We start from the raw sequence: 20,081 nt of genomic DNA, 5'->3' as shown, positions 1-20,081 counted from the left end.
TGTTTCAACTGAATTAAGCTGCTTTTTCAACTTCTATGTTTGCTCTCATATGAGGAATATCCTTTAACATTCGCTCTTCACTAAACTCAAATTGTTTCTTACCAATGGCAAAGAATAAACGTATTAACTTATTGCATAAGGCAATCAGAGACTGCATTTTCTTGAGTGGATTATCCGGGCGTTGAGTATAATAGGTATGCAATGCATTAAAGGCCGAATTCTTCGCGACCATGATCATACAAACCCTGAAGAGGAGAGCCCTCAGCTTCTTCCTACCTCGTTTTGTGATTTTTGTTTGTCCTTTATGCTTGCCAGAGGTGTTCTCCTTCAAGCTCAATCCAGCTAGCTTTATGATTTGTCTAGGGTGATTATAGTCTTGAAGATTTCCAACTTCCGCAAAGAAGCCGGCAACCGTATCTCTCCCTACTCCCTTAATAGCTAACATTTGTTGAACGCCAGGGATATGTTCAATTAGGTTATCAATCTTATTATCAAGTTCTACGAACTTCTCTTGTATCAAGTCATATTTATCAAGCAGAGTCGCTAGTTCTAATTTGGCCATATTAGAACCTTGGCATAGTCCGATGGACTCTCTAGCTGCTTGTTTTAACTCTAGTATTTTGTTTAGTCCTACACTCCGACTAACTGCTTTTCGTAAATGATCCAATAAGTACTGATCCGTGAAATGAATTAGTTCATACGGTAGGGCTCCTAGCCTTAAAAATTGCAAGGCTGCTTTCCCTTCCCAACTCTTAAAGACTGTTAAAAACTCAGGAAAATAGCGATCTAGCCAGTTGTGAATCTGACCTTGTACCGTTTGAAGGTCGTCAGTTAAGAGATCACGCATTTTTTTCGCCACGCGGAGTTCTGCATAAACACCTTGTGGAATCGTTGGTTCAGCGTATCTCCCATCCTTGACCAGCTGTGCGATGACTTTAGCATCTTTCACATCGTTCTTAGTCGGTGAGTTGTCATCAAGTTCCTTACTTTTCTTTACATGTAACGGGTTCACTGCGACAAACTTTATATTATTTTCTTTTAGTATATGAGCTAGATTTAGCCAATAGTGGCCAGTAGGTTCCATACCTACTATCACTTTTTCCATGGCCTGATCTTCCTTTAAATGAAAGATCCACTCGAGAAACACTTCAAATCCTTGCTTAGTATTCTCAAAATAACAAGGTGATCCGAATTCTATTCCTCTGTAGTCCTGTGCCCGTGCCACATGTTTGAATTTCGCGATATCAACGCCTATAATTAGAGTTTGAGAAGTAATTTGAGCAATCTTTTCATTTTGGTTATAATTCATTTCATATCCTCCTGGTTTTATTGAGTTTATCCTTTTTGCTTGCCGGCTTAGGACTCTCTCATTCTACCAAGAGGTTATTTTTTTGTTCAAATCTCATTTTCATTCATTACAGGAATGCTGCCCCGTTAGCTCAACAAGAAAAAAGATCGCCGCAGCGATCCCATCCTTAACTCTTGCTACCCGTTAGTGAAAGAAACGATAATAAAGTGCAACAAGATAATTAACAATTATAAAAATGGAATAAATTTTAAATATAAACACAAAAATCCCTTTGTCTTTTCGTGTGAAAATTAAGTAGCCTATACAAAATATCAGTTGGATAATATATAAAGGGGCTACCGCAAGTCTTGAGTATAGTTCTGCAATAGATGTTTCCATAATTTTGTCATTCACTTGAAATTCTCTCCTAAATTATTGCACCCGTTATTGCATTAGAATATAATCAATACCACTCCAAATAATACTGATACTAACCCAATAAACCATATAAATAATGACCACGCTTTTATTCCAGAAAAGACAACAGGTAACTGCCAGCCTATTAAATCTGATATTAAATCTCCTATTGCTTCCATAAAGGTCTCTTTGGGGTCTCCCTTTTTCCATAACCACTTTGAAATGAGAAAAAAGATGATACCAATCACGATAAGAATAATTCCATTATGTTGTTGGCATTTAATGAATGTATGTTTTGGCAGTATGTTTATTAAACTGAATGAAACATATTGCATGAAAAATATGTATAAGAACTAATTTTTATACATAAATAGATTGCTGCGGTTATGGAAGTAAAGGTGCAGGAATGTGTAATAAGAAAGTAGTCATTCTTTAATGCATAGTAGACTTATACTGGGTCAAAAATGATTGGCATAGTCATCTGTTATTTTTTGATATTTTGAAGTTATTACACTTAAACTAATTTACGCATCCTAAAATGAAAAAAAATAATTCCCCTTTTTTATATTACGAAGAGGGGAATTAAGGGAATATCACTATAATAGTTTAGGTATTATTTTTTACGTCCAACCAGAGTATATCAGCTGCTTTTAGTCTTCTGAATATGCTTAAAATCAGACCTACTGCAATCATCTCCAACAATATATGTGAGCCTCCAAAGCTCATGAATGGCATGGCTACACCAGGTAAAGGTGATAAGCCCAGGTTTGTCAGGATGCTTAGTATAAATTGGCTAGCAAAGGTTACTGCCAACCCTATAGCCAGCATTTTACCATAAATGAAATTAACGCTTTTCGCAGCACTCAATATTCTCCAAATAAAAAACACAACCAATACGAAAGCAATAATCGCGGCTAACCAGCCAAATGAATAGATGATGTACGTGAATATAAAATCTGTATGTACTTCAGAAATTAAATTTGGGGTTAGATTAAGACTATTTCCAATAAAATCAGATGCGCCTAATTTTTTAATATCCTTGGTATCGATCGATGTATAATTTTGAGATAGAACCAACAGGTTGAAGATTGGCCATATAGAGGCAGCTGCTGCGAATGTTATTGCTTGTTTAAGACTGGCTCTAGATCCAAACATAATGGCTGTGCAGCCAATAATACAAATGATAGAAGTTGCTATGGCACTTGTTGTTAATAACAATAAGATAGGTAATGCCAGAATACCTACTCCAAGCCAAGATTTTCGAGAATCATTCCAATTCCAAGAATGAAAGATTCCAGCAAAGGACATAACAAGGAGAAAAGGAGTAATCTCGGTAAAATTAATATTGGCAAAACCTAAGATTAAAAAAGGAACACCATCGACTCTAACACCAAAAAGAACAGTTATTAATAGAATTAGGACCGTTCCCGCATATAGGTGTTTGGAGAACTTTAATAACTTTCTATAATCAAACGTAGACAAGCTTAGCATCAGCAGAATTCCTAACAAGTAAAAGATAAGACTTTTATTAAATACTTTCATATCCTGAATCTCTGTAAAAGTAGAATGAAATTGTAAATAATACATTACTAGTAATCCAAACAGTGAAGCTGTCATTACTGGAAGTATGGTTTTGATATCCATTGGGGCTTTATGGGTCTCGTTAAGCTGCTTTCCAAGCAACTTTACATCTCCCATACGAGCCAATGCTTGATCGATTGCCTCTTCTTCTGAGAGTCCAGCAAGCAAGGCTTCCTCTTTAAGTGTCTGAAGATGATCACTTATTTCAAGTTTTATACTAGAGTGTACATCTTTATTTCTTATTTGTTTACACAATTCTTTAATATATACTTCAAAATCGTTTTCTAATCCCATACGATTTTCTCTCCTTTCAACACTTCGTCCACTGCAGTCTTAAAGATTGACCATTCTTCTTTTTTTTCCTTTATAAATTCCTTACCTTTTCCATTGATATTATAATATTTTCTCTTTCTCTTCCCGTGGCCTTCTTCCCAATAAGAAATAATCAGTCCTTTATCTTCAAGGGTGTGCAGGATGGGATAAATCGTTCCTTCTTTAAAACTAAAAATTCCCTCAGACTTCATTTCCAACTCTTTAATAATTTCATAGCCATACATTGGTTTTGAATTAAGTAGGCTTAAAATAAGAGTAGTGGTACTACCTTTTAGCAACTCTTTACTAATCTTCATAACAGTCTCCCTCCAATACATACTATTTCTATGCATAGTAATCATAGGTATATGTTATATTACATATTTATGTGTGTCAATTCTTTTGATACAGCTTTTTGATTCTAACAAGGATAATTTAGTAGAATCTACTCTAATCACAAGGAAATTAACCGCTTTATCAAAAATCATTCTCCCAGATCGGTGAACACCACTTGTATCATATTTATATTTAAGTATCTTAAGTACTAAAGGGAATAAGATGAAACTGATATTAAATTTATTTGTATTATTAAATAAGTGCGGTTTTACGAATACTTCAATAAACGAATAAATTATACTTTAAAAAGGATTCCAAGCTAAAGCTGAAATACTTTTAATCTTATCTCCAACAAATTTATATTCCCCATATGATAATCCTTAATGTTATTAACCTAGTTATGGTAAAACTCTTTATTCTATTAAACTGTCCCGTTAGCCATCCATGAATCACTAAAAAACAGCTCTTCATCACAAAGAATGAAAATGTATTGAATCCGTCCATACTTGTCCTAAGGCTGGAGAGGAAGGTCGATGTACTATGGTGCCATAGAGCCCATCCGTTAGTCTGACTCCAACGACCACGGTGCACCACAAACTGTCGCTCCCTTACGGGAAGCACTCATGGTAGATTAATCCTTATTCTGATTGTTGCACCAGCCTCCAATTTATAAGCCTAGAAAGGAAGAATTTCAATGGATGTAATCATTGAAAGAGCATGTGGTATGGATGTTCATAAAGATAATATCACTGCGTGTATTATGACACCTGATGGAAAGGAGATTCAAACGTTTTCTACTAAAACAGTTTTTCTACTCAAGTTAATCGACTGGGTTAAAGAACATGGTTGTACACATGTAGCAATGGAAAGCACGAGTGTTTATTGGAAACCTATAGTCAACTTACTAGAATCTGAAGGGATTGAGTTTCTAGTTGTAAACGCCCAACACATGAAGGCACTCCCAGGTCGTAAGACCGACGTTAAAGATGCCGAATGGATTGCACAACTTCTTCGCCATGGTCTACTCAAAGCGAGTTTCATTCCAAATCGAACTCAAAGAGAGCTGCGAGAACTTGTTCGTTATCGCCGTAGTATTATAGAAGAACGTGCAAGACAACATAATCGGATTCAAAAAGTTTTAGAAGGAGCCAACATCAAACTAGGCTCTGTCGTTTCTGATATTATGGGGGTTTCCTCAAAGGATATGCTTCGAGCTATCGCTGATGGCGAAGATGATCCTGAGAAACTAGCAAACTTCGCTCGTCGTACAATGAAAAAGAAAAAAGAACAACTTGAATTAGCACTTCAGGGCTATGTAAACCCACATCAACGCTTAATGCTCAAGACGATTTTAACCCACATTGATTTTCTAACTGAGCAAATTGAAATGCTAGATCAAGAAATAGCCGAACGAGTTAGCACTTATGAAGAAGATATTGAAAGACTAGATTCGATACCTGGAATCGCCAGAAGAATGGCTGAACAAATTCTAGCTGAAATCGGTACTGATGTTAAAAAACAATTTCCAACTGCGGCACATCTTTGTTCGTGGGCAGCTCTCGTACCTGGACATAACGAAAGTGCTGGAAAAAGAAAATCAACTAGATCGAAAAAAGGAAATAAGTATTTAAGATCAGCATTAACTGAAGCAGCTCAATCAGTGAGAGGTTCTAAAAACTATCTAGGTGCACTATATCGACGAACAGCAGGACGAAAAGGAAACAAAAGAGCAGCAATAGTAGTTGCACATGCAATATTGCGGATTGCATATTACCTGTTAATTAGAAAAGAAATGTATGTAGACTTAGGCGAAGACTACTTTGATAAACAAAGACAGGTATCTATTGTACGCCATTCGGTTCGTAGGCTAGAAAACTTAGGCTATTCGGTTACAATAACAGAAGCTTCCTAATCCATTAAACAAGTATATAACCGCCAAAGATCAGACGCTCTCCCCTTTTAAAAAGATGAATGAGCTGCGTTTATTTAAGTATTGCCATTTTTCGGTTCTAACAGAAGTTAATTTTCATGGTAGTACAATAAGAAAAAAGACCGCCCCAGCAGCGATCATTATCTTTAACTATTGCACCCGTTAGCTTAAGTACAATTTTTCACAATAGAAATATGATGGTTGAAGTTTTCCGATTTTTAACATATTTTTCATTCTCTGAGAGAACAATAAAAACACTTTAGAATTTCGCTTATTGGAGGATAAATCTTGAAGACAAATAACCCAATTCGATTAACTGCTCCAGAAATTGCAAGCCTTTGGACTCAATACATTTTTGAGACAATGTCCATTTGTTTCTTTCGTTATGCACTCGAACATATCGAAGATCATGAAGTCAAATCGATCTACCAAACTTCCCTTGAATTATCCAAAAAGCATGTCAAAAAAATTACAGAATTCATGTCGAAAGAAAATTACCCTATTCCACTTGGGTTTACGGAAGAAGACGACGTAAACATCCACGCACCTCGTCTTTTTCAAGACCCTTTCTACCTAAATTATATTTATATCATGACTTTGCAAGGGATGACTGGATATGCTTTGTCTGTTAGTAATTCAATTCGTTCTGACTTGCGGAAGTATTACATAACCTGCATGTCCGAAACGATGGAGCTTTTTGATCAATCCATTGATTTGATGCTTTCAAAAGGACTTTTTACACGACCTCCTATTATTTCACCACCCGATTCAATTGATTTTGTAAAGCATCAAAGTTTTTTAACGGGATGGTTGGGAGATCGTCGTCCGCTGAATGCTATTGAAATTGGAGATATTAGTTTCAATATGCTAAAAATGCATCTACATGCTGCTTTAAAAGTGGGATTCATTCAAGTAACCCAATCAAAAGAGATTCGTCAACATTTCATGAGGGGACTTGAAATTGCCAATAAACACATAAAAATATTTGACTCGGTGTTTAAGGAAGATAAATTAAATTCACCTATTTCTTGGCAATCGATGATCACAAATTCTACTTCTATGACCTTTTCAGATAAATATATGATGTACCAAATTCAATTGTCTACACAATTATCCCTATCATTTTACGGCTCTGCTATGAGTGTCAATTCAAGAAGAGATATAGGTGCCGATTACTTACGACTAATTTTAGAACTTTTAAAATTTGGAGAAGACGGAGCAAACCTAATGATAAAAAATGGATGGTTAGAGCAGCCTCCAACAGCAAGTGACCGAGAATCGCTTGCCAACGGAAAAGGGAAATAAATAATATTTCAGAAACTGGACGCTAGGAACGATTCCTAGCTTTTTAATGTTAAGCACTTCATGATTCAAAGACAACATAAAATCACATCTACTTGTTCAACTAAACTGACCCGTTAGTCCAACAAGAAAAATTTAATATCCTTTAACAGATTGAATAATACCAGCACCTGCTTTTATTAATGTTTCAACTGTACCGATTATTTTGACGATAAAAATATCGGTTTCAACATCTTTTTTGATTTCAATATCGCCTCTATATGTATTTTCAATTGATTTTATATTAACTTCTTTTATGTCAAAGAAGTCTATTTCAATAAAAGCAGTTGAATAGCCTCTTTCAAGCCACTTTTTTGGTGGTTTATCTGGGAAAGTAGGCAAATCAAAACCTATTGTTATCCTATCTCCTTCACGGGAAATTTCAATCTTTTCAATTCGAAGGTTTATCAAAGGAGGTATATTGGTGTATATCATTGAGATGAATTTGTCATCACTAAAATAATCATTCCACATATTCTTCAGCCCCCATAAATTACACTCAATTTGTTTATTCTATTTTACCATTCCTTCTTCGGCTAAACTGCCCCGTTACTTGAAGAAGGCTGATCTAATATTTCCCAGAGGATGACATAAAAATGTCCTTTTACAACTGGTCCTGCTTATTATATTTGATAAATTGCGGAGGAATAGCTTCGCTAAGCCACACCTCACCTCCTGCAGGATAAAACTTCACTCCCGCATTGTGAGCCCTTTGAGCATCTACTACAACCAGCACCAACTCACCTCGACGTTTGCCAGCGAGTGAGGCAAATTTAGTTGTTTCCGAGAGATGCACATATTGCCTATTCATAGGCTGTACTCCTGTTCGAAGGATATCAGAGATAGCATTACTGTTAGTACCGTGATACAAAATATTCGGTGGCACGCTTGGATGATATGAAACATTTGTCTTGCTGTGCCCATATCTCGCACGGATGTTTGCTCCAACGATTTCATATCTCTGCTTTTCACATTCACGGACAACCTGTTCAATTACCTCCTGATTAATATCCTCCCATTGCTTTTCTTTTTGAACGGCACTAATAAATTCTACAAGTGGAACAAATCCTTCAAAATCATGTGTTAGCCCAAATTCAGCTGGATTGTGTCTTAGAATATAGCTCATAAATTTACTTAATTTGTCTCTTTTTTTCTTATCGTACAAGGATTCTCCCCCTTTAGTAAATCAATTAATTAAAAATATGCCTCCATTAGGATTTAATTAATTTTTTATATTTCTTTCTGGTCTACCACTCATAATCCCTCCCACCACACACATATTTTATCTGATAATTTATACAATTCCCAATCAGTTAAGATAATGCAACTTCTGTTATTTTTAATAAGTTTTTCATTACTGTCCACCTCTTCTTATATTGAAAATCTTGAAATAACTCACAAAATAATAAAACACCTCCTAAGCACCTTATTACAGCTAGGAAGTGTTTAAATTAGAAATTACATTATTAAAGTTAAATTTCATTTTTCTTTGGCGGTCTACCGACTGTTCCACGTAGTTTATTATATACCCCCGGTAGGTATCGTTGTAATGACGTTAACACACACGGGCTTCTCCAAGTAAAAATACAATAGAAGTAAATTAATAGTTAAGGATGTGTAACGATGGGAATTAGATGTTCTTGTGGCGTACGTTCAACGCCTATTACCTCAACAATCGGTACAATTAATATGACTTTCGCAGATAATGTGACAAGAAGCGGAAATCTTACAATAAACGTTGACGCTTGTGTAGATAGGCTTGACTTCTCCACATTTTCCGCAACATTTACCGATACGAGTGGCGTGATTCCGCCTAGAAATTTCACATTCACTGCGACAAGCTTTCAAAATGTTATCTGTTTCCAAGAAAATGCTTCTTGTCAAGTCATTATGTCTGGAATGGGTCTAGTATCGGGTGAAACCACTCCGAGACAATTTTCATTAACACTCAGAAACAACCCTTCTCCAACTGCCGATCAATTGATTACCTTTGTTATTTTACAATTCGTTAATAATAGTACAACTCCGAATCTCGAACCCGACCTGACTTTTTTTGGTTGCCCAACTTCTCTATAGAACATAGGAGGATTACCCTGCGTGGGTAATCCTCTTTTTTATTTCGCTCAATCTACGACCTTCACTGCGGTAACATCATCGAAAGCGATGCGCTCATATTCGCCTGGATTAACTTCAAGGCGCAGCTCATGCGTAATAGGTTCCACGCGCTGTATGCCGCCAGTATAGTCCGTTATGAAACCGTCACACCATACCGATATCTTTACCGCATGTCTGTATTCCATTGCGTACTTAATGCGCAGGTCGAACTCCTCCGTCTGATATTCGTCCAGTATCGGCTTAGCCTGGCGCATTTGGTCCTTATACATTTCGCGAGTCATAGCGAAGCCTTCAGGCATAAATGATGCGGGATTCCACTTGATTTTTCCCCTATCGCGTATTGCCATATCGAATCACTCCTTCGTTTTAATATTACTATTATATACGAACAAACGTTCCGTATGTAAACAAAATAAAAACGTACAAAACGACGTGTATTGACAATTCGCTGACTATTCGGCAAAATACGTATGTAGGTTACAAAATAAAAAGCCGTAGGACTTACGTCGACACTATCGGTCAATCAATCCGCTGACAATGCGATGACATAAGCGTTTTACATAACGAGTAGCTCACCGGACCATAACGGACAGTTTCCTAAACTGTAGGTCGGAGGTTCGAATCCTCTTCGGGACGTACAAAAACCCTTGCTTAGCAAGGGTTTTTTCTGTTTTATTTGTAATAGTTGTATTTATGAAACAGCTAAGTTTCCGGCATAATATTTAAATTCATTCAGGTATGAATCTAACATCGGTGCGCTCATTAATCATTCTTTAATCCGTACCAAAAGTTCTTCCAAATGTTCGGGATTCTTGGAATCATTTTTTCCGCACCATAATAGGAAAATTCAATAAAGATTCCATCAATTAAACAATAAAAGGACATGATAAAATCTTCTATGTTCCCTTCTCGAATTTCCTTGCTTTCCATTCCCTCATTCAGAATTTTCCTTAAAATCTCGGACATTTTCTCTTCTGCAGCCATAAATTGGTTTTGTATTTCTTCCTTTAACCCTTCTGGAGCGAAAAAAGTAGCCCTATTCAGGAAAGTGGACTGCTCCTGGTAATCAAGATAATACTGACATGTAAGCATAAGAATTTGATAAAGCTGATCTTTTGGAGGATGGTCTTTAATCTCGTCCATTAGCTTCTCTATTTTTTTAACATGCAACCATAATATATCCTCGTAAATCTTTAAGAAGATCTCTTCTTTACTTTTAAAATGATTATAAATGGATGGTTTGCGGATGCCAACTTCCTTTGCAATGTCAGATAAAGCGGTTCCTTCATATCCATTTTTCGCAAAAAGCGCCATTGCCGCTGCGATTATCTTATCCTTTGTCATCCGAATATCCTCCAAAACTACCTATCATTCATTAAATTATATAATGAATTCCCCGTTAAGTCTAAAAATACCAATAAAAATAGCCCTGCTTTCATAATCAACAGGGCTTTTCAACTAATTATTATTTTTTTACTATAACCGGTTGATCGGAATAAACAATTTTTCCATCACTTAAGGTTAATTGAACTTTTGCTTTTAAGATTTCCACAGCTGGAATCTCGAATAAGTTTCGATCTAGCACAGCTAAATCCGCCAGCTTGCCTTCTTCAATGGTTCCCAACTCATGTTCCCTAAATGTTCCATAGGCAGAACCCGATGTATACGCTTTAATAGCATCCGAAACGGTAATTCGTTCATCTGGATTCCAAACATCCTTATCGCTGCTGTCAATCCGGGTTACTGCCCGATAAATTTGCCGTAATGGATTTAAGGAGTCAATTGGAAAATCTGATCCGAAAGCCAATTTTGCTCCAGCATTTTTTAACGTATTAATCATAAACACATATTTTTCACGTTGCTTACCAATCCGTTCGGTATAGGTATCCCTTTCAGACAAGGCAATGTGATCAGGCTGCATCGAAGCAATCACATTTAGCTCTGCAAACCGAGAGATATCTTTTGGATGAATCACTTCAATATGTTCAATCGAATGCCTGGAGTCACGTATACCATTCTTTTGTTGGGCATTTTCATAGGCATCAAGTGCAAATCGGATAGCTGCGTCCCCAATCGCATGAAAACGAATGCTAAATCCATGACGGTCCGCTTCCTCTACCCATTTAAAAACCTCCTCGAAGCTATGCGCAGGCATCCCGAAAGTATCAGTCTTGTCCGAATATGGATCAAGCAAAAAAGCTGTTCTGCTAGTGATGACCCCATCAATAAACTGTTTAAGTCCTGCTACCCGCAATTTACTAGATTGATATTTTTCACGTAGTTCGATTGCCTCTTCTATATTCCCATTCAAGGCTGGAAAAAGATGCATTCGTACCGTAAGTTCATCTGCGGATTCAAATTCACGGAAAAGCTCAAAATCATCTAGTTTACTTAATGTTTCTGTTCCAAATAAATTATTTACTGAGGTTACACCCAACCGGGCCGCCTCATGTAAAAAGTTTTTAAAAAACTGTTTCTTTTTCTCTTGTGAGAAATCATAGGCATACATGGTAATAAGTGAAGAAGCTTCTTCAATTAGGATGCCTGAAAGTTCCCCATTCGCATCTTTCTCAATAATTCCGTTCGGGGGATTGGGGGTATGCTTATAAATGGATGCAATCTCCAACGCTTTTGAATTCACCCATGTATAATGTCCTTCTGCATGGAATAGGACAACAGGTCTGTCTGGAATAGCCTGGTCTAAAGAATGCCGATTGGGAAACTTTTTTTCGTCCCAGTAGCTGGAATCCCACATAAAACCAATAATCCATTCCTCTGGACCTTTAGATGCAGCATATCGTTTAACCATTTCAACTGCTTCTCTTTCTGAACGCGCCTCAAATAGGTTCAGACTTTCTAGAGAAAGACCTCCCATCATGGCATGGACATGAAAATCATGAAAACCAGGGATGATTAGTTGATTCTCATAATTGTAAATTAAGGTACGCTCACCAATATAGGAATCCATTTCTTCTATAGATGTAACTGCGATAATTCGATTCTCTGAAATAGCGATAGCTGCTGGTTTTGGTACCTCCTCTAATCCAGTAAACACCGCCTTGCTAGTTAAAATAATATCCGCTTTCATACTAATCTCCAATCTTTATTTTTTATACTGACATATCAATCTGTGATTCATCAAAGTCCAACTCAGGCGGCTTCTGACGGAAAAACTTTGTTAAATAAACAAGATAACTAAAGCCGATTAGCAGCCAAAGGCTCCCTAATACCATCGAATGGATATCCAGTTTCGACCAAAATAGGGCGGTGATAGATGCACCAAACAAAGGAATAATAAAATAAAAAAGGATATCTTTGAATGTCCGCTGTTTTTTCCTGCCAACAAAATGAACCATCACGGAAAGATTAACAAAGGTAAAAGCAAACAGGGCTCCGTAGTTTATGAAAGCCGCAGCTGTATTTAAATCTAAAAAGAGCGCTGATAAGGCAATGAGAGCAATAATAAAGATATTAAAGACTGGGGTTCTATATTTTGGTGATAAATAACCAAAAATCCTACTCGGCAAAATATTTTCCCTGCCCATTGCAAATAAAACTCTGGAACCGCTTCCACCTGATGCAACAGCCGATGAAATGGCAGCCGTAATAGTGACACTAAGGAAGAAAGCATTTAAGAAATTGCCACCAGCATAAATTAGAATATCGACTGCAGCGGATTCAGGGTCATTAAAAGACGCAAAATTCGGGTAAATTGATTGGGCAAAATAGGTTGAAGCGACAAATAGTATGCCTCCGATAAACGTAATTAGGTAAATGGCTCGCGGCAATGTTCTCTTAGGGTCTTTCGTTTCTTCCGCTAATGTTGTCACGGCATCAAAACCTAAAAAGCTAAAGCAAAGCAGTGGAACAATCGATAAAATACTAGAAAACTCAACATTAGCATCAAAAAATGGGGTAATTGACAATAAATCTCCTGTTCCCTTTCCATCGATAAGCCCCTTTATACTGAAAATGCAAAAGGTAACAATGAATAGGATTTGAAAAGCTAGCAAAACAGAGCTTACATTAGTCGCAAACTTAATTCCCAGAATATTAATGACAGTAATGATGAGAATGAAGCCAATGATACAAACTGGCATTGGAATCATAGGTAAATACGCATTTATAAAAATACCAAATAGCAAGGCACTAATCATCGGGCTTAGTAAATAATCCAGCAGAATCACCCACCCGACTAGAAATCCCATGGATGGATTGATTCCTTTTTGAACATAGGCATAGGCCGAACCGGTTGTTGGAAATTCTTTGACCATTTTCCCATAGCTGTAAGCTGTCAGTAACATGACACCCAAAGAAATGATATATGCAGTGGGAATCATGCCATGTGTGCTTCCAATTGCAATACCATAAGTAGTAAATACTGTAATGGGAGCCATAAAAGATAGACCGAACAAAATAACATGACCTAATGAAAGTGTTCGTTTCAGCTCAGGGGATTTATTCATCCATATACCAACCCTCTCAATAATTATTTGTTACTATTTTTATTTCTTTTTTGATTTTCAAAGCTGCTAAACTAGCAAAATCATGGACCAGTGTTGCGGCAAGCAACGAGGTAATTTGTGCAGGGTCATAGGATGGCAATACCTCAACTAAATCAAACCCGATAAAATTGAAATCTGTTAAGGAGCGAATCATTTTCAGAGTTTCCAGACTATTATAGCCTCCTACTTCAAGTGTTCCGGTTCCCGGTGCACAAGATGGATCGACAAAATCAATATCGAAGGTTAAGAAACACGGTGTGTCACTAATTACTTCCTTCATTTCCCGCAAGATATCAGCAAATCCTCGTTCATGAATCTCAGGAGTGGTAATGACATTGTACCCCAAGTCATAACTTGCCTCTAAATCACCTGGATGGTTCAATGTTCCTCTTATCCCTATTTGGAATACTTTATCGGGAATTAATAACCCTTCCTCATAGGCACGGATAAATGGTGAACCATGCCAATATTTTTCATCATAATAGGTGTCCCATGTATCCGTATGGGAATCAAAATGTATCATCGCCACGGGTCCGTATTTTTTAGCCGCAGCGCGAAGATTTGCCAGCGTTACGGAATGATCGCCCCCAAGTCCGATTGGAATAATATCTTGGTTCATTAACTCAAATATCGTATCTTCAATTAATTGATAGCTACGATGGATATTATGAGGTATTACAGAAACATCGCCAATGTCAATTGCTTTAGTATCCTCAAATGGATAGACCTTGTGAATGGGATGATAAGGAAAAAGTGTCATGGATGCTTGACGAATGGCTTGGGGTGCAAAACGCGCCCCCACACGGAAAGAAGCAGCGGTATCAAAAGGCATCCCAACTATAGCTAATTTTGCATTTTCACTTGAAGATGGCAACCGCATAAATGTTCCTGTTGTACAAAATTCTGGTTTTACATCATCCGATAATGGATATTTCATGGTCAATCGTCTCCTTAGTTTATAAATATTAACTACCGGTAGTTAGTTTAATTAAATTATAATTGCCATTAACTAAATAGTCAAACTATTCATAAGATTTTCTTGCCTTTTCAAAATTATATAAAATACCCAAAGAGTTTTTTATTTTCCAATACAATATTAAGAAAAACATCATGGTCGGAGGTTCGAATCCTCTTCGGGACGTCAAAAAGGAAGTAGAGAGCAACTGAGCAAATCCATTTTTGATTTAAAAAATTCAATAAAGAAAACGCCTGACGAAATCAGTCAGGCGTTTGCTATTATCCCTTAATTTGAAAATTCCCCTTCAGCTTTCTTCTTGGCTGAACCTTAAAGGATTTTCTAACCACACCAAAATAAATCAATAAAGCGATAAAGCTAGTTGCAAACATTATAACCCCCATTGGAATGGCTGTATACTCTCCTGCTATTCCAACAAGTGGAGCCGTTAATGACCCCAGAACAAATGGCAAAAGGCCTAAAAGCGCAGAGGCGCTTCCTGCTATATGGCCTTGTTTCTCCATCGCTAATGTGAACGAAGTTGAAGAAATAACGGCTAATGAGCCAATAAACAAGAAGATAGGAATCGCAACGGCAATTAGCGGCGCCTTCAATAGAAGAGCTGCAAGTAACACAACACCGGATATGTTAGCCGTAAATAACCCCATCTTTAAGAAGGTCGTTTCAGATATATAATCTGCTAAACGTCCAACCAATTGACTTCCAATAATCAGTGCAACACCATTCACTCCAAATAATAGACTGAATACTTGCGGAGATACACCGTAAATATTTTGATAAACAAAAGGAATACCTGAGACATAAGCAAAGATCCCTGCAACGATTAATCCTTGAGTAAAGGCATAGCCTGTAAACTCTCGATCCCTGAACAAGGAACCAAAATTCTTTACGACCTGTGAAAAATCACTTGGGACACGCTTTTCCTCAGGTAAGGTTTCCTTTAGTTTCCATGAAACCATTAAAACTAAGACAATTCCAATACAAGATAAAACTAGAAAAACTCCTGACCAGTCTGTAAACGCCAGGATGATGGCTCCCGCAATCGGTGCCACGATTGGTCCGAGATTACCCACTAACATCAATAAAGAGAAAAACTTAGTCAGTTCTCTTCCACTGTAGAGATCGCGAACGATTGCCCTAGAAATAACGAGACCACCTGCTGCCGCAAAGCCTTGAATGAAACGGGCACCAATAAAAGTGTAAATATTGGGTGCAAATGCACAAATGATAGAAGCTATTAAATACAGCATGAGGAAAGTCCTGAGTGGTTTGCGGCGGCCTTGCACATCACTCATTGGTCCAATAATTAATTGACCCAATCCTAATCCAAGCAGGCAAGTCGTTAAACTAACTTGAACGAGAGATGCCGTTGTATCATAGTCTTTCACAATCGTAGGAAATGATGGCAAGTACGTATCGATCGTAAAAGGTCCTAAAAGACCGAGTGACCCTAATAGTAAAGCAAGTTGTAATCGTTTCGCGCCTGTTAAAGTATTCAACTATTACTCTCCTTTTTATAAAAGATTTTATTTTTAAATTAGTTAACTATCATTAGAAAAATAAATTTGTTAATTACTGGGGTTAGAATCAACATGCATACAAAAATAACACAGGACAAATTACTTCGTCAAGCGAAATATTACTATGAGGATTTTTTGAGATAGATTTAAATATTAAATATTAAATATTAATAAGAGTAGGATGATCCTGCTCTTTAAATGATACTCTATGATTTCTTTTTCTAAAATGACTCCTTCATATTTCCAACCGTTAATCATCAACAGAAGCACTAGCATACGTAGAGTTTTTCAATACACTATATAAAGAGCAAGTTGCCTTTATTTTCATCGAAAAATAATAAAAGCCGGTGAAATTTCACCGGCTTTTTTCATCTTAGAAGAGGGTTTTGTCCCACCCTCTTCAAAGCTATATTGAATTCGTACGCCCAACCCTTTTCTTAAACCCATTTGCAAGTGGCACCACTATCATGCCGGCGATGACGAGCTGCATGATGTTACCTGGGATGGAACCGAACGGCTGGATCCAGTTTCCATAAAGCACGACTTCTGTAAAATAGTAGCCGATAACTTTAATAATCAGGGCAGCAGCAACTGCCAGCAGATGAACGAATACCTTTTTTCCTGGCATCTTTTCAGCAATAGAACCCGCTACATAGCCCATTGCACCAACGATAACAAACGTAAACGGAGCCCATAATGTCCACCCTGAAATAATATCAAACAGAGCCATTCCGAAGGCACCTGCTATCGCACCTGTTTTTTTGCCAAAAACAAATGCGGCAATCAAAAGCGGCACATTGCCCAAATGGATGAGACCCCCATTTCCCATCAGCGGAAGCCTAATGTTGATAAACATTGTGGCCAAAAACGTTAAAGTAATAAATAGTGCATTGAGAACCAGGGTTCTCGTTTTGTTTTGTTCTATCGAGAACATGTAAATCCCCCTCTTCATTTGAAGTGTTAGTATTCTAGTTAATAAAAAAGAATCTCCTCTTCTCTAATGATTACTAGTATAATAAAATCTGACAATATAAAAAGTGTCACATTTTAAAAAATTAACATGGTCAGAGAGGAGAGGGCCCGAATGGATATGCTTATGTTTGAATTGAATAAAAACATAACAAAACCCTTGTATGAACAGCTATATACTGGTATAAAAACGGCCATTATGTGCAAACAACTTGAAGTTGGTACGAAACTGCCCTCCAAAAAAAAATTGGCCGATTTTTTAAATATAAGCCAAACAACCATTGAAGTTGCCTATGCCCAGCTGATTGCAGAGGGCTTTATTGTGTCAAAACCGCGGATTGGTTTTTTTGTAGAGGATATTAATGAATTACCTTATATCGAAACAGAACAGGCAGAGCTGCCTGTAGAGGAAGCAGAAGAAAAATCGTTCCGCTTTGACTTTCACCCGGGTAAGATCGATACAGATTCCTTTCCATTTTCACAGTGGAGAAGATATGCAAAAGATTTATATGATCTTCCATCAAAGAATTTATTACAGGTTGGGGAACCGCAAGGGGAATACACATTAAGGACTGAAATAGCAAAATACCTTTATCAATCACGGGGAATTGTGTGTAAACCGAAGCAAATTGTGATTGGTTCGGGAACGGAACAACTCCTTCCGATGATTTTAAGACTGCTTAAAAGTGATTCAAAATTCGCCCTAGAGAATCCCGGCTATTCGGCAATACCAAGAACTCAACTGCAAAACAAAGCGATCCCGATTCCAGTTGATGAAGATGGATTGATTGTGGATGAACTTGAAAAAACAAATGCGAATGTGGTTTACATTACGCCTTCCCATCAATTTCCAACCGGTGCGGTCCTTACTGCAACAAGAAGAACGCAGCTATTGCATTGGGCAGTAAAAGCTGAGAACCGCTACATCATTGAAGACGATTATGACAGTGAATTCCGTTACACCGGAAAACCCATTCCCGCATTGCAAGGGATGGACCAAAACAACAAGGTCATTTATCTGAGTACGTTTACCAAGTCATTAATGCCGTCATTACGAGTAGCTTATTTTGTTTTGCCTTCAACATTACTGAAAAAATATAAGGAAACATTCAGTTATTATTCAGCGACTGTCCCGAGATTTGACCAGCATATAGTAGCCAGGTTCATGAGAGACGGCTATTTCTCTAAACACTTAAACCGGATGCGGAAAATTTACCGAAAAAAACTTGATAAACTGACCCATACCTTTAAAACCTATTATCCAGAGGTCATCATCACTGGAGACCAGGCCGGGATGCACGTTTTAATTTCCCTTCCCCTGGCAATAAGTGAAGAGAAGTTAAAAAAAATCGCGGAAGAAAACTCTATCGCCATTTACCCTGTAACTGATTACCTGTTAAAGCCAATAGAATATAAGTATCCAACATTTCTGTTAGGGTTTGGCGGCATCCCATTAGAGAAAATGGAGGAAGGCATTCACCAATTAATGCAATGCTGGGGAATAGCAAAAAATAAACTCTGATGTTAAATAAAGAGATAGGACCATTATAAATGTTTAAAAAGGAAGAGCCTGTCGCTTGTCTATTTCGACAAGTTACAGGCTCCTTAATTTATATAAAAATTGCTTCAAAGTTTAATTCTGATTAACACAGGGTTGCACTTCAATTCAAAAGTTTGTAGATTATTGGAAGAATAATAGAGGTAAGGATTGCAGCGGCACCCATTGCCACACTGGACACAGCTCCTTGTAATTTCCCTTCTGCTACCGCCTGGCTAGTACCGATACCATGTGCGACAGTTCCAATACCCAGACCGCGTGAGATTGGATCGTGAATTTTAAATATTGTTAAGCATAGTGAGCCAAAGGCAGCTCCAAAGATTCCTGCAGTAATAACTAGTATGGCAGCTAATGTCGGATCTCCACCTATAATAGGAACAATTTCAATTGCCACTGGGGTCGTAACTGCCTTAACCGCAGAAGTTGCCTGTATCCTTTCAGAAAGGTTTAACAGTTTTGAAATCCCTATAGCAGATGCTATTGTAGCAAGACTGCCCACCGTTAACCCTACTGAAACCTGTACGGCTTTTTCCTTAATGACGAGTCGATTTTTGTACATAGGAACAGCAAGAGCTACTGTCGCAGGTCCCAGCAAGTACGTTAACCATTCTTTAGCCGGTGTATATTGTTGATAATTTATATCCGCTATTCTTAAAACGATTATGACTAAAATCGTTGTTAACAATACTGGAGTCGTAAAAGGGTTGGAGATATGTCTATACAGTACCCGTGAACCAATATAGATAAGTATAGTTAAACTAATATTAAATAGAGTCAGACCGTACATGTTTCTTCGTCCCCTTTGATGATAAGTATTGTGTGATTCCAGACGTTACGACTAATCCTATCACCGTACTGCCAACAATCATAAGAAGTAATTTCCAACCACTAGTCTTTATTAAATCTCCATAAGTCATTAAACCCACCGCATATGGAACAAAAAATAATGCTAGGTGTTTGATAAGATACTCTGCTGCCTTTTCAATATATTTTAATTTTATGATTCCTAGAGACAAGCTTATAAATAATAGAATCATTCCCAGGACACTGCCGGGTATAGGCAGCTTTATTAATTCAACTATGTAATTAGATACACTATAAATAGCAATTAGAATAAGCAATTGCGACAAAAAGAGAACAGCCTTTTTCATGTAATTCCTCTTCCTTCCTGGTGACTGATACGTAGATAAAAACACTTTTATTATCGTAGTTTACCTTTCTATTATAGAATAA

The 20,081-nt window shown here is 37.3% G+C and carries 19 protein-coding genes; 3 read left to right on the top strand and 16 right to left on the bottom strand.

Features of this window, described 5'->3' with window-relative positions; genetic code table 11:
- Window positions 1-13: 13 nt before the first annotated feature.
- The 4 genes from QNH29_RS10060 to QNH29_RS10045 form a co-directional block, all read right to left on the bottom strand.
- Complete coding sequence (locus QNH29_RS10060; RefSeq protein WP_283864648.1) at window positions 14-1,309, bottom strand: IS110 family RNA-guided transposase; 1,296 nt, start codon at window positions 1,307-1,309, stop codon at window positions 14-16.
- Window positions 1,310-1,740: 431 nt separating this feature from the next.
- Window positions 1,741-2,040, bottom strand: a complete 300-nt coding sequence (locus tag QNH29_RS10055) for a hypothetical protein (protein WP_283864647.1) — start codon at window positions 2,038-2,040, stop codon at window positions 1,741-1,743.
- A 271-nt stretch (window positions 2,041-2,311) separates the two neighbouring features.
- Window positions 2,312-3,580, bottom strand: coding sequence for an FtsW/RodA/SpoVE family cell cycle protein (locus QNH29_RS10050; RefSeq protein ID WP_283864646.1), 1,269 nt, complete (start codon window positions 3,578-3,580; stop codon window positions 2,312-2,314).
- Window positions 3,571-3,915 carry a PadR family transcriptional regulator gene (locus QNH29_RS10045; RefSeq protein ID WP_283864645.1) on the bottom strand — a complete coding sequence of 115 codons (345 nt, stop codon included), beginning with the start codon at window positions 3,913-3,915 and terminating at the stop codon, window positions 3,571-3,573. Before QNH29_RS10045 ends, QNH29_RS10050 begins: the two co-directional genes overlap by 10 nt.
- 713 nt (window positions 3,916-4,628) lie before the next feature.
- Here QNH29_RS10045 and QNH29_RS10040 point away from each other — a divergent pair.
- A complete protein-coding gene (locus QNH29_RS10040) occupies window positions 4,629-5,846 on the top strand; it encodes an IS110 family RNA-guided transposase (RefSeq protein WP_283862563.1) in 1,218 nt (405 codons plus the stop codon).
- 306 nt (window positions 5,847-6,152) lie between these two features.
- Window positions 6,153-7,169: a DUF3231 family protein gene (locus QNH29_RS10035; protein ID WP_283864644.1), complete on the top strand. Its 1,017-nt coding sequence runs from the start codon at window positions 6,153-6,155 to the stop codon at window positions 7,167-7,169.
- A gap of 132 nt (window positions 7,170-7,301) precedes the next feature.
- On the opposite strand, the gene QNH29_RS10030 is transcribed toward QNH29_RS10035, so the two are convergent.
- The 10 genes from QNH29_RS10030 to QNH29_RS09985 form a co-directional block, all read right to left on the bottom strand.
- Window positions 7,302-7,679 carry an Imm50 family immunity protein gene (locus QNH29_RS10030; RefSeq protein ID WP_283864643.1) on the bottom strand — a complete coding sequence of 126 codons (378 nt, stop codon included), beginning with the start codon at window positions 7,677-7,679 and terminating at the stop codon, window positions 7,302-7,304.
- A gap of 130 nt (window positions 7,680-7,809) precedes the next feature.
- A complete protein-coding gene (locus QNH29_RS10025) occupies window positions 7,810-8,370 on the bottom strand; it encodes an RNA 2'-phosphotransferase (RefSeq protein ID WP_283864642.1) in 561 nt (186 codons plus the stop codon).
- A gap of 442 nt (window positions 8,371-8,812) precedes the next feature.
- Window positions 8,813-9,037 carry a hypothetical protein gene (locus tag QNH29_RS10020; RefSeq protein WP_283864641.1) on the bottom strand — a complete coding sequence of 75 codons (225 nt, stop codon included), beginning with the start codon at window positions 9,035-9,037 and terminating at the stop codon, window positions 8,813-8,815.
- Between the two features lie 291 nt (window positions 9,038-9,328).
- Entirely contained in the window at window positions 9,329-9,667 is a 339-nt protein-coding gene (locus QNH29_RS10015) for a YolD-like family protein (protein WP_283864640.1), read from the bottom strand.
- Between the two features lie 415 nt (window positions 9,668-10,082).
- Window positions 10,083-10,664: a TetR/AcrR family transcriptional regulator gene (locus QNH29_RS10010; protein WP_283864639.1), complete on the bottom strand. Its 582-nt coding sequence runs from the start codon at window positions 10,662-10,664 to the stop codon at window positions 10,083-10,085.
- 121 nt (window positions 10,665-10,785) lie between these two features.
- On the bottom strand, window positions 10,786-12,408 hold the full coding sequence (locus tag QNH29_RS10005) for an amidohydrolase (RefSeq protein ID WP_283864638.1): 1,623 nt from the start codon (window positions 12,406-12,408) through the stop codon (window positions 10,786-10,788).
- Between the two features lie 22 nt (window positions 12,409-12,430).
- Window positions 12,431-13,786, bottom strand: coding sequence for an APC family permease (locus QNH29_RS10000; protein WP_283864637.1), 1,356 nt, complete (start codon window positions 13,784-13,786; stop codon window positions 12,431-12,433).
- Window positions 13,787-13,802: 16 nt separating this feature from the next.
- The gene (gene speB / locus QNH29_RS09995; RefSeq protein WP_283864636.1) at window positions 13,803-14,762 is read right to left on the bottom strand and encodes an agmatinase; all 960 of its coding nucleotides are present in this window, start codon (window positions 14,760-14,762) and stop codon (window positions 13,803-13,805) included.
- A 299-nt stretch (window positions 14,763-15,061) separates the two neighbouring features.
- On the bottom strand, window positions 15,062-16,300 hold the full coding sequence (locus QNH29_RS09990; protein ID WP_283864635.1) for a Bcr/CflA family multidrug efflux MFS transporter: 1,239 nt from the start codon (window positions 16,298-16,300) through the stop codon (window positions 15,062-15,064).
- A gap of 427 nt (window positions 16,301-16,727) precedes the next feature.
- Window positions 16,728-17,255 (bottom strand): ECF transporter S component, encoded by a 528-nt coding sequence (locus tag QNH29_RS09985; RefSeq protein ID WP_283864634.1) that lies wholly within the window; start codon window positions 17,253-17,255, stop codon window positions 16,728-16,730.
- 150 nt (window positions 17,256-17,405) lie between these two features.
- Between QNH29_RS09985 and pdxR the strand changes: the two genes are divergently transcribed.
- The gene (gene pdxR, locus QNH29_RS09980; RefSeq protein WP_283864633.1) at window positions 17,406-18,812 is read left to right on the top strand and encodes a MocR-like pyridoxine biosynthesis transcription factor PdxR; all 1,407 of its coding nucleotides are present in this window, start codon (window positions 17,406-17,408) and stop codon (window positions 18,810-18,812) included.
- A 139-nt stretch (window positions 18,813-18,951) separates the two neighbouring features.
- Here pdxR and QNH29_RS09975 read toward each other — a convergent pair whose 3' ends face one another.
- Both QNH29_RS09975 and QNH29_RS09970 read right to left on the bottom strand, forming a co-directional pair.
- The gene (locus tag QNH29_RS09975; RefSeq protein WP_283864632.1) at window positions 18,952-19,635 is read right to left on the bottom strand and encodes an LrgB family protein; all 684 of its coding nucleotides are present in this window, start codon (window positions 19,633-19,635) and stop codon (window positions 18,952-18,954) included.
- Complete coding sequence (locus tag QNH29_RS09970; RefSeq protein ID WP_283864631.1) at window positions 19,613-19,999, bottom strand: CidA/LrgA family protein; 387 nt, start codon at window positions 19,997-19,999, stop codon at window positions 19,613-19,615. The genes QNH29_RS09975 and QNH29_RS09970 overlap by 23 nt, the downstream gene beginning before the upstream one ends.
- Between the last annotated feature and the right edge of the window lie 82 nt (window positions 20,000-20,081).

This window comes from Neobacillus sp. DY30, from assembly GCF_030123065.1.
Classification (GTDB): Bacteria; Bacillota; Bacilli; order Bacillales; family Cytobacillaceae; genus Neobacillus.
Note: the sequence above shows the minus strand (reverse complement) of the source record. Positions and strands in the feature narration are given on the sequence as shown.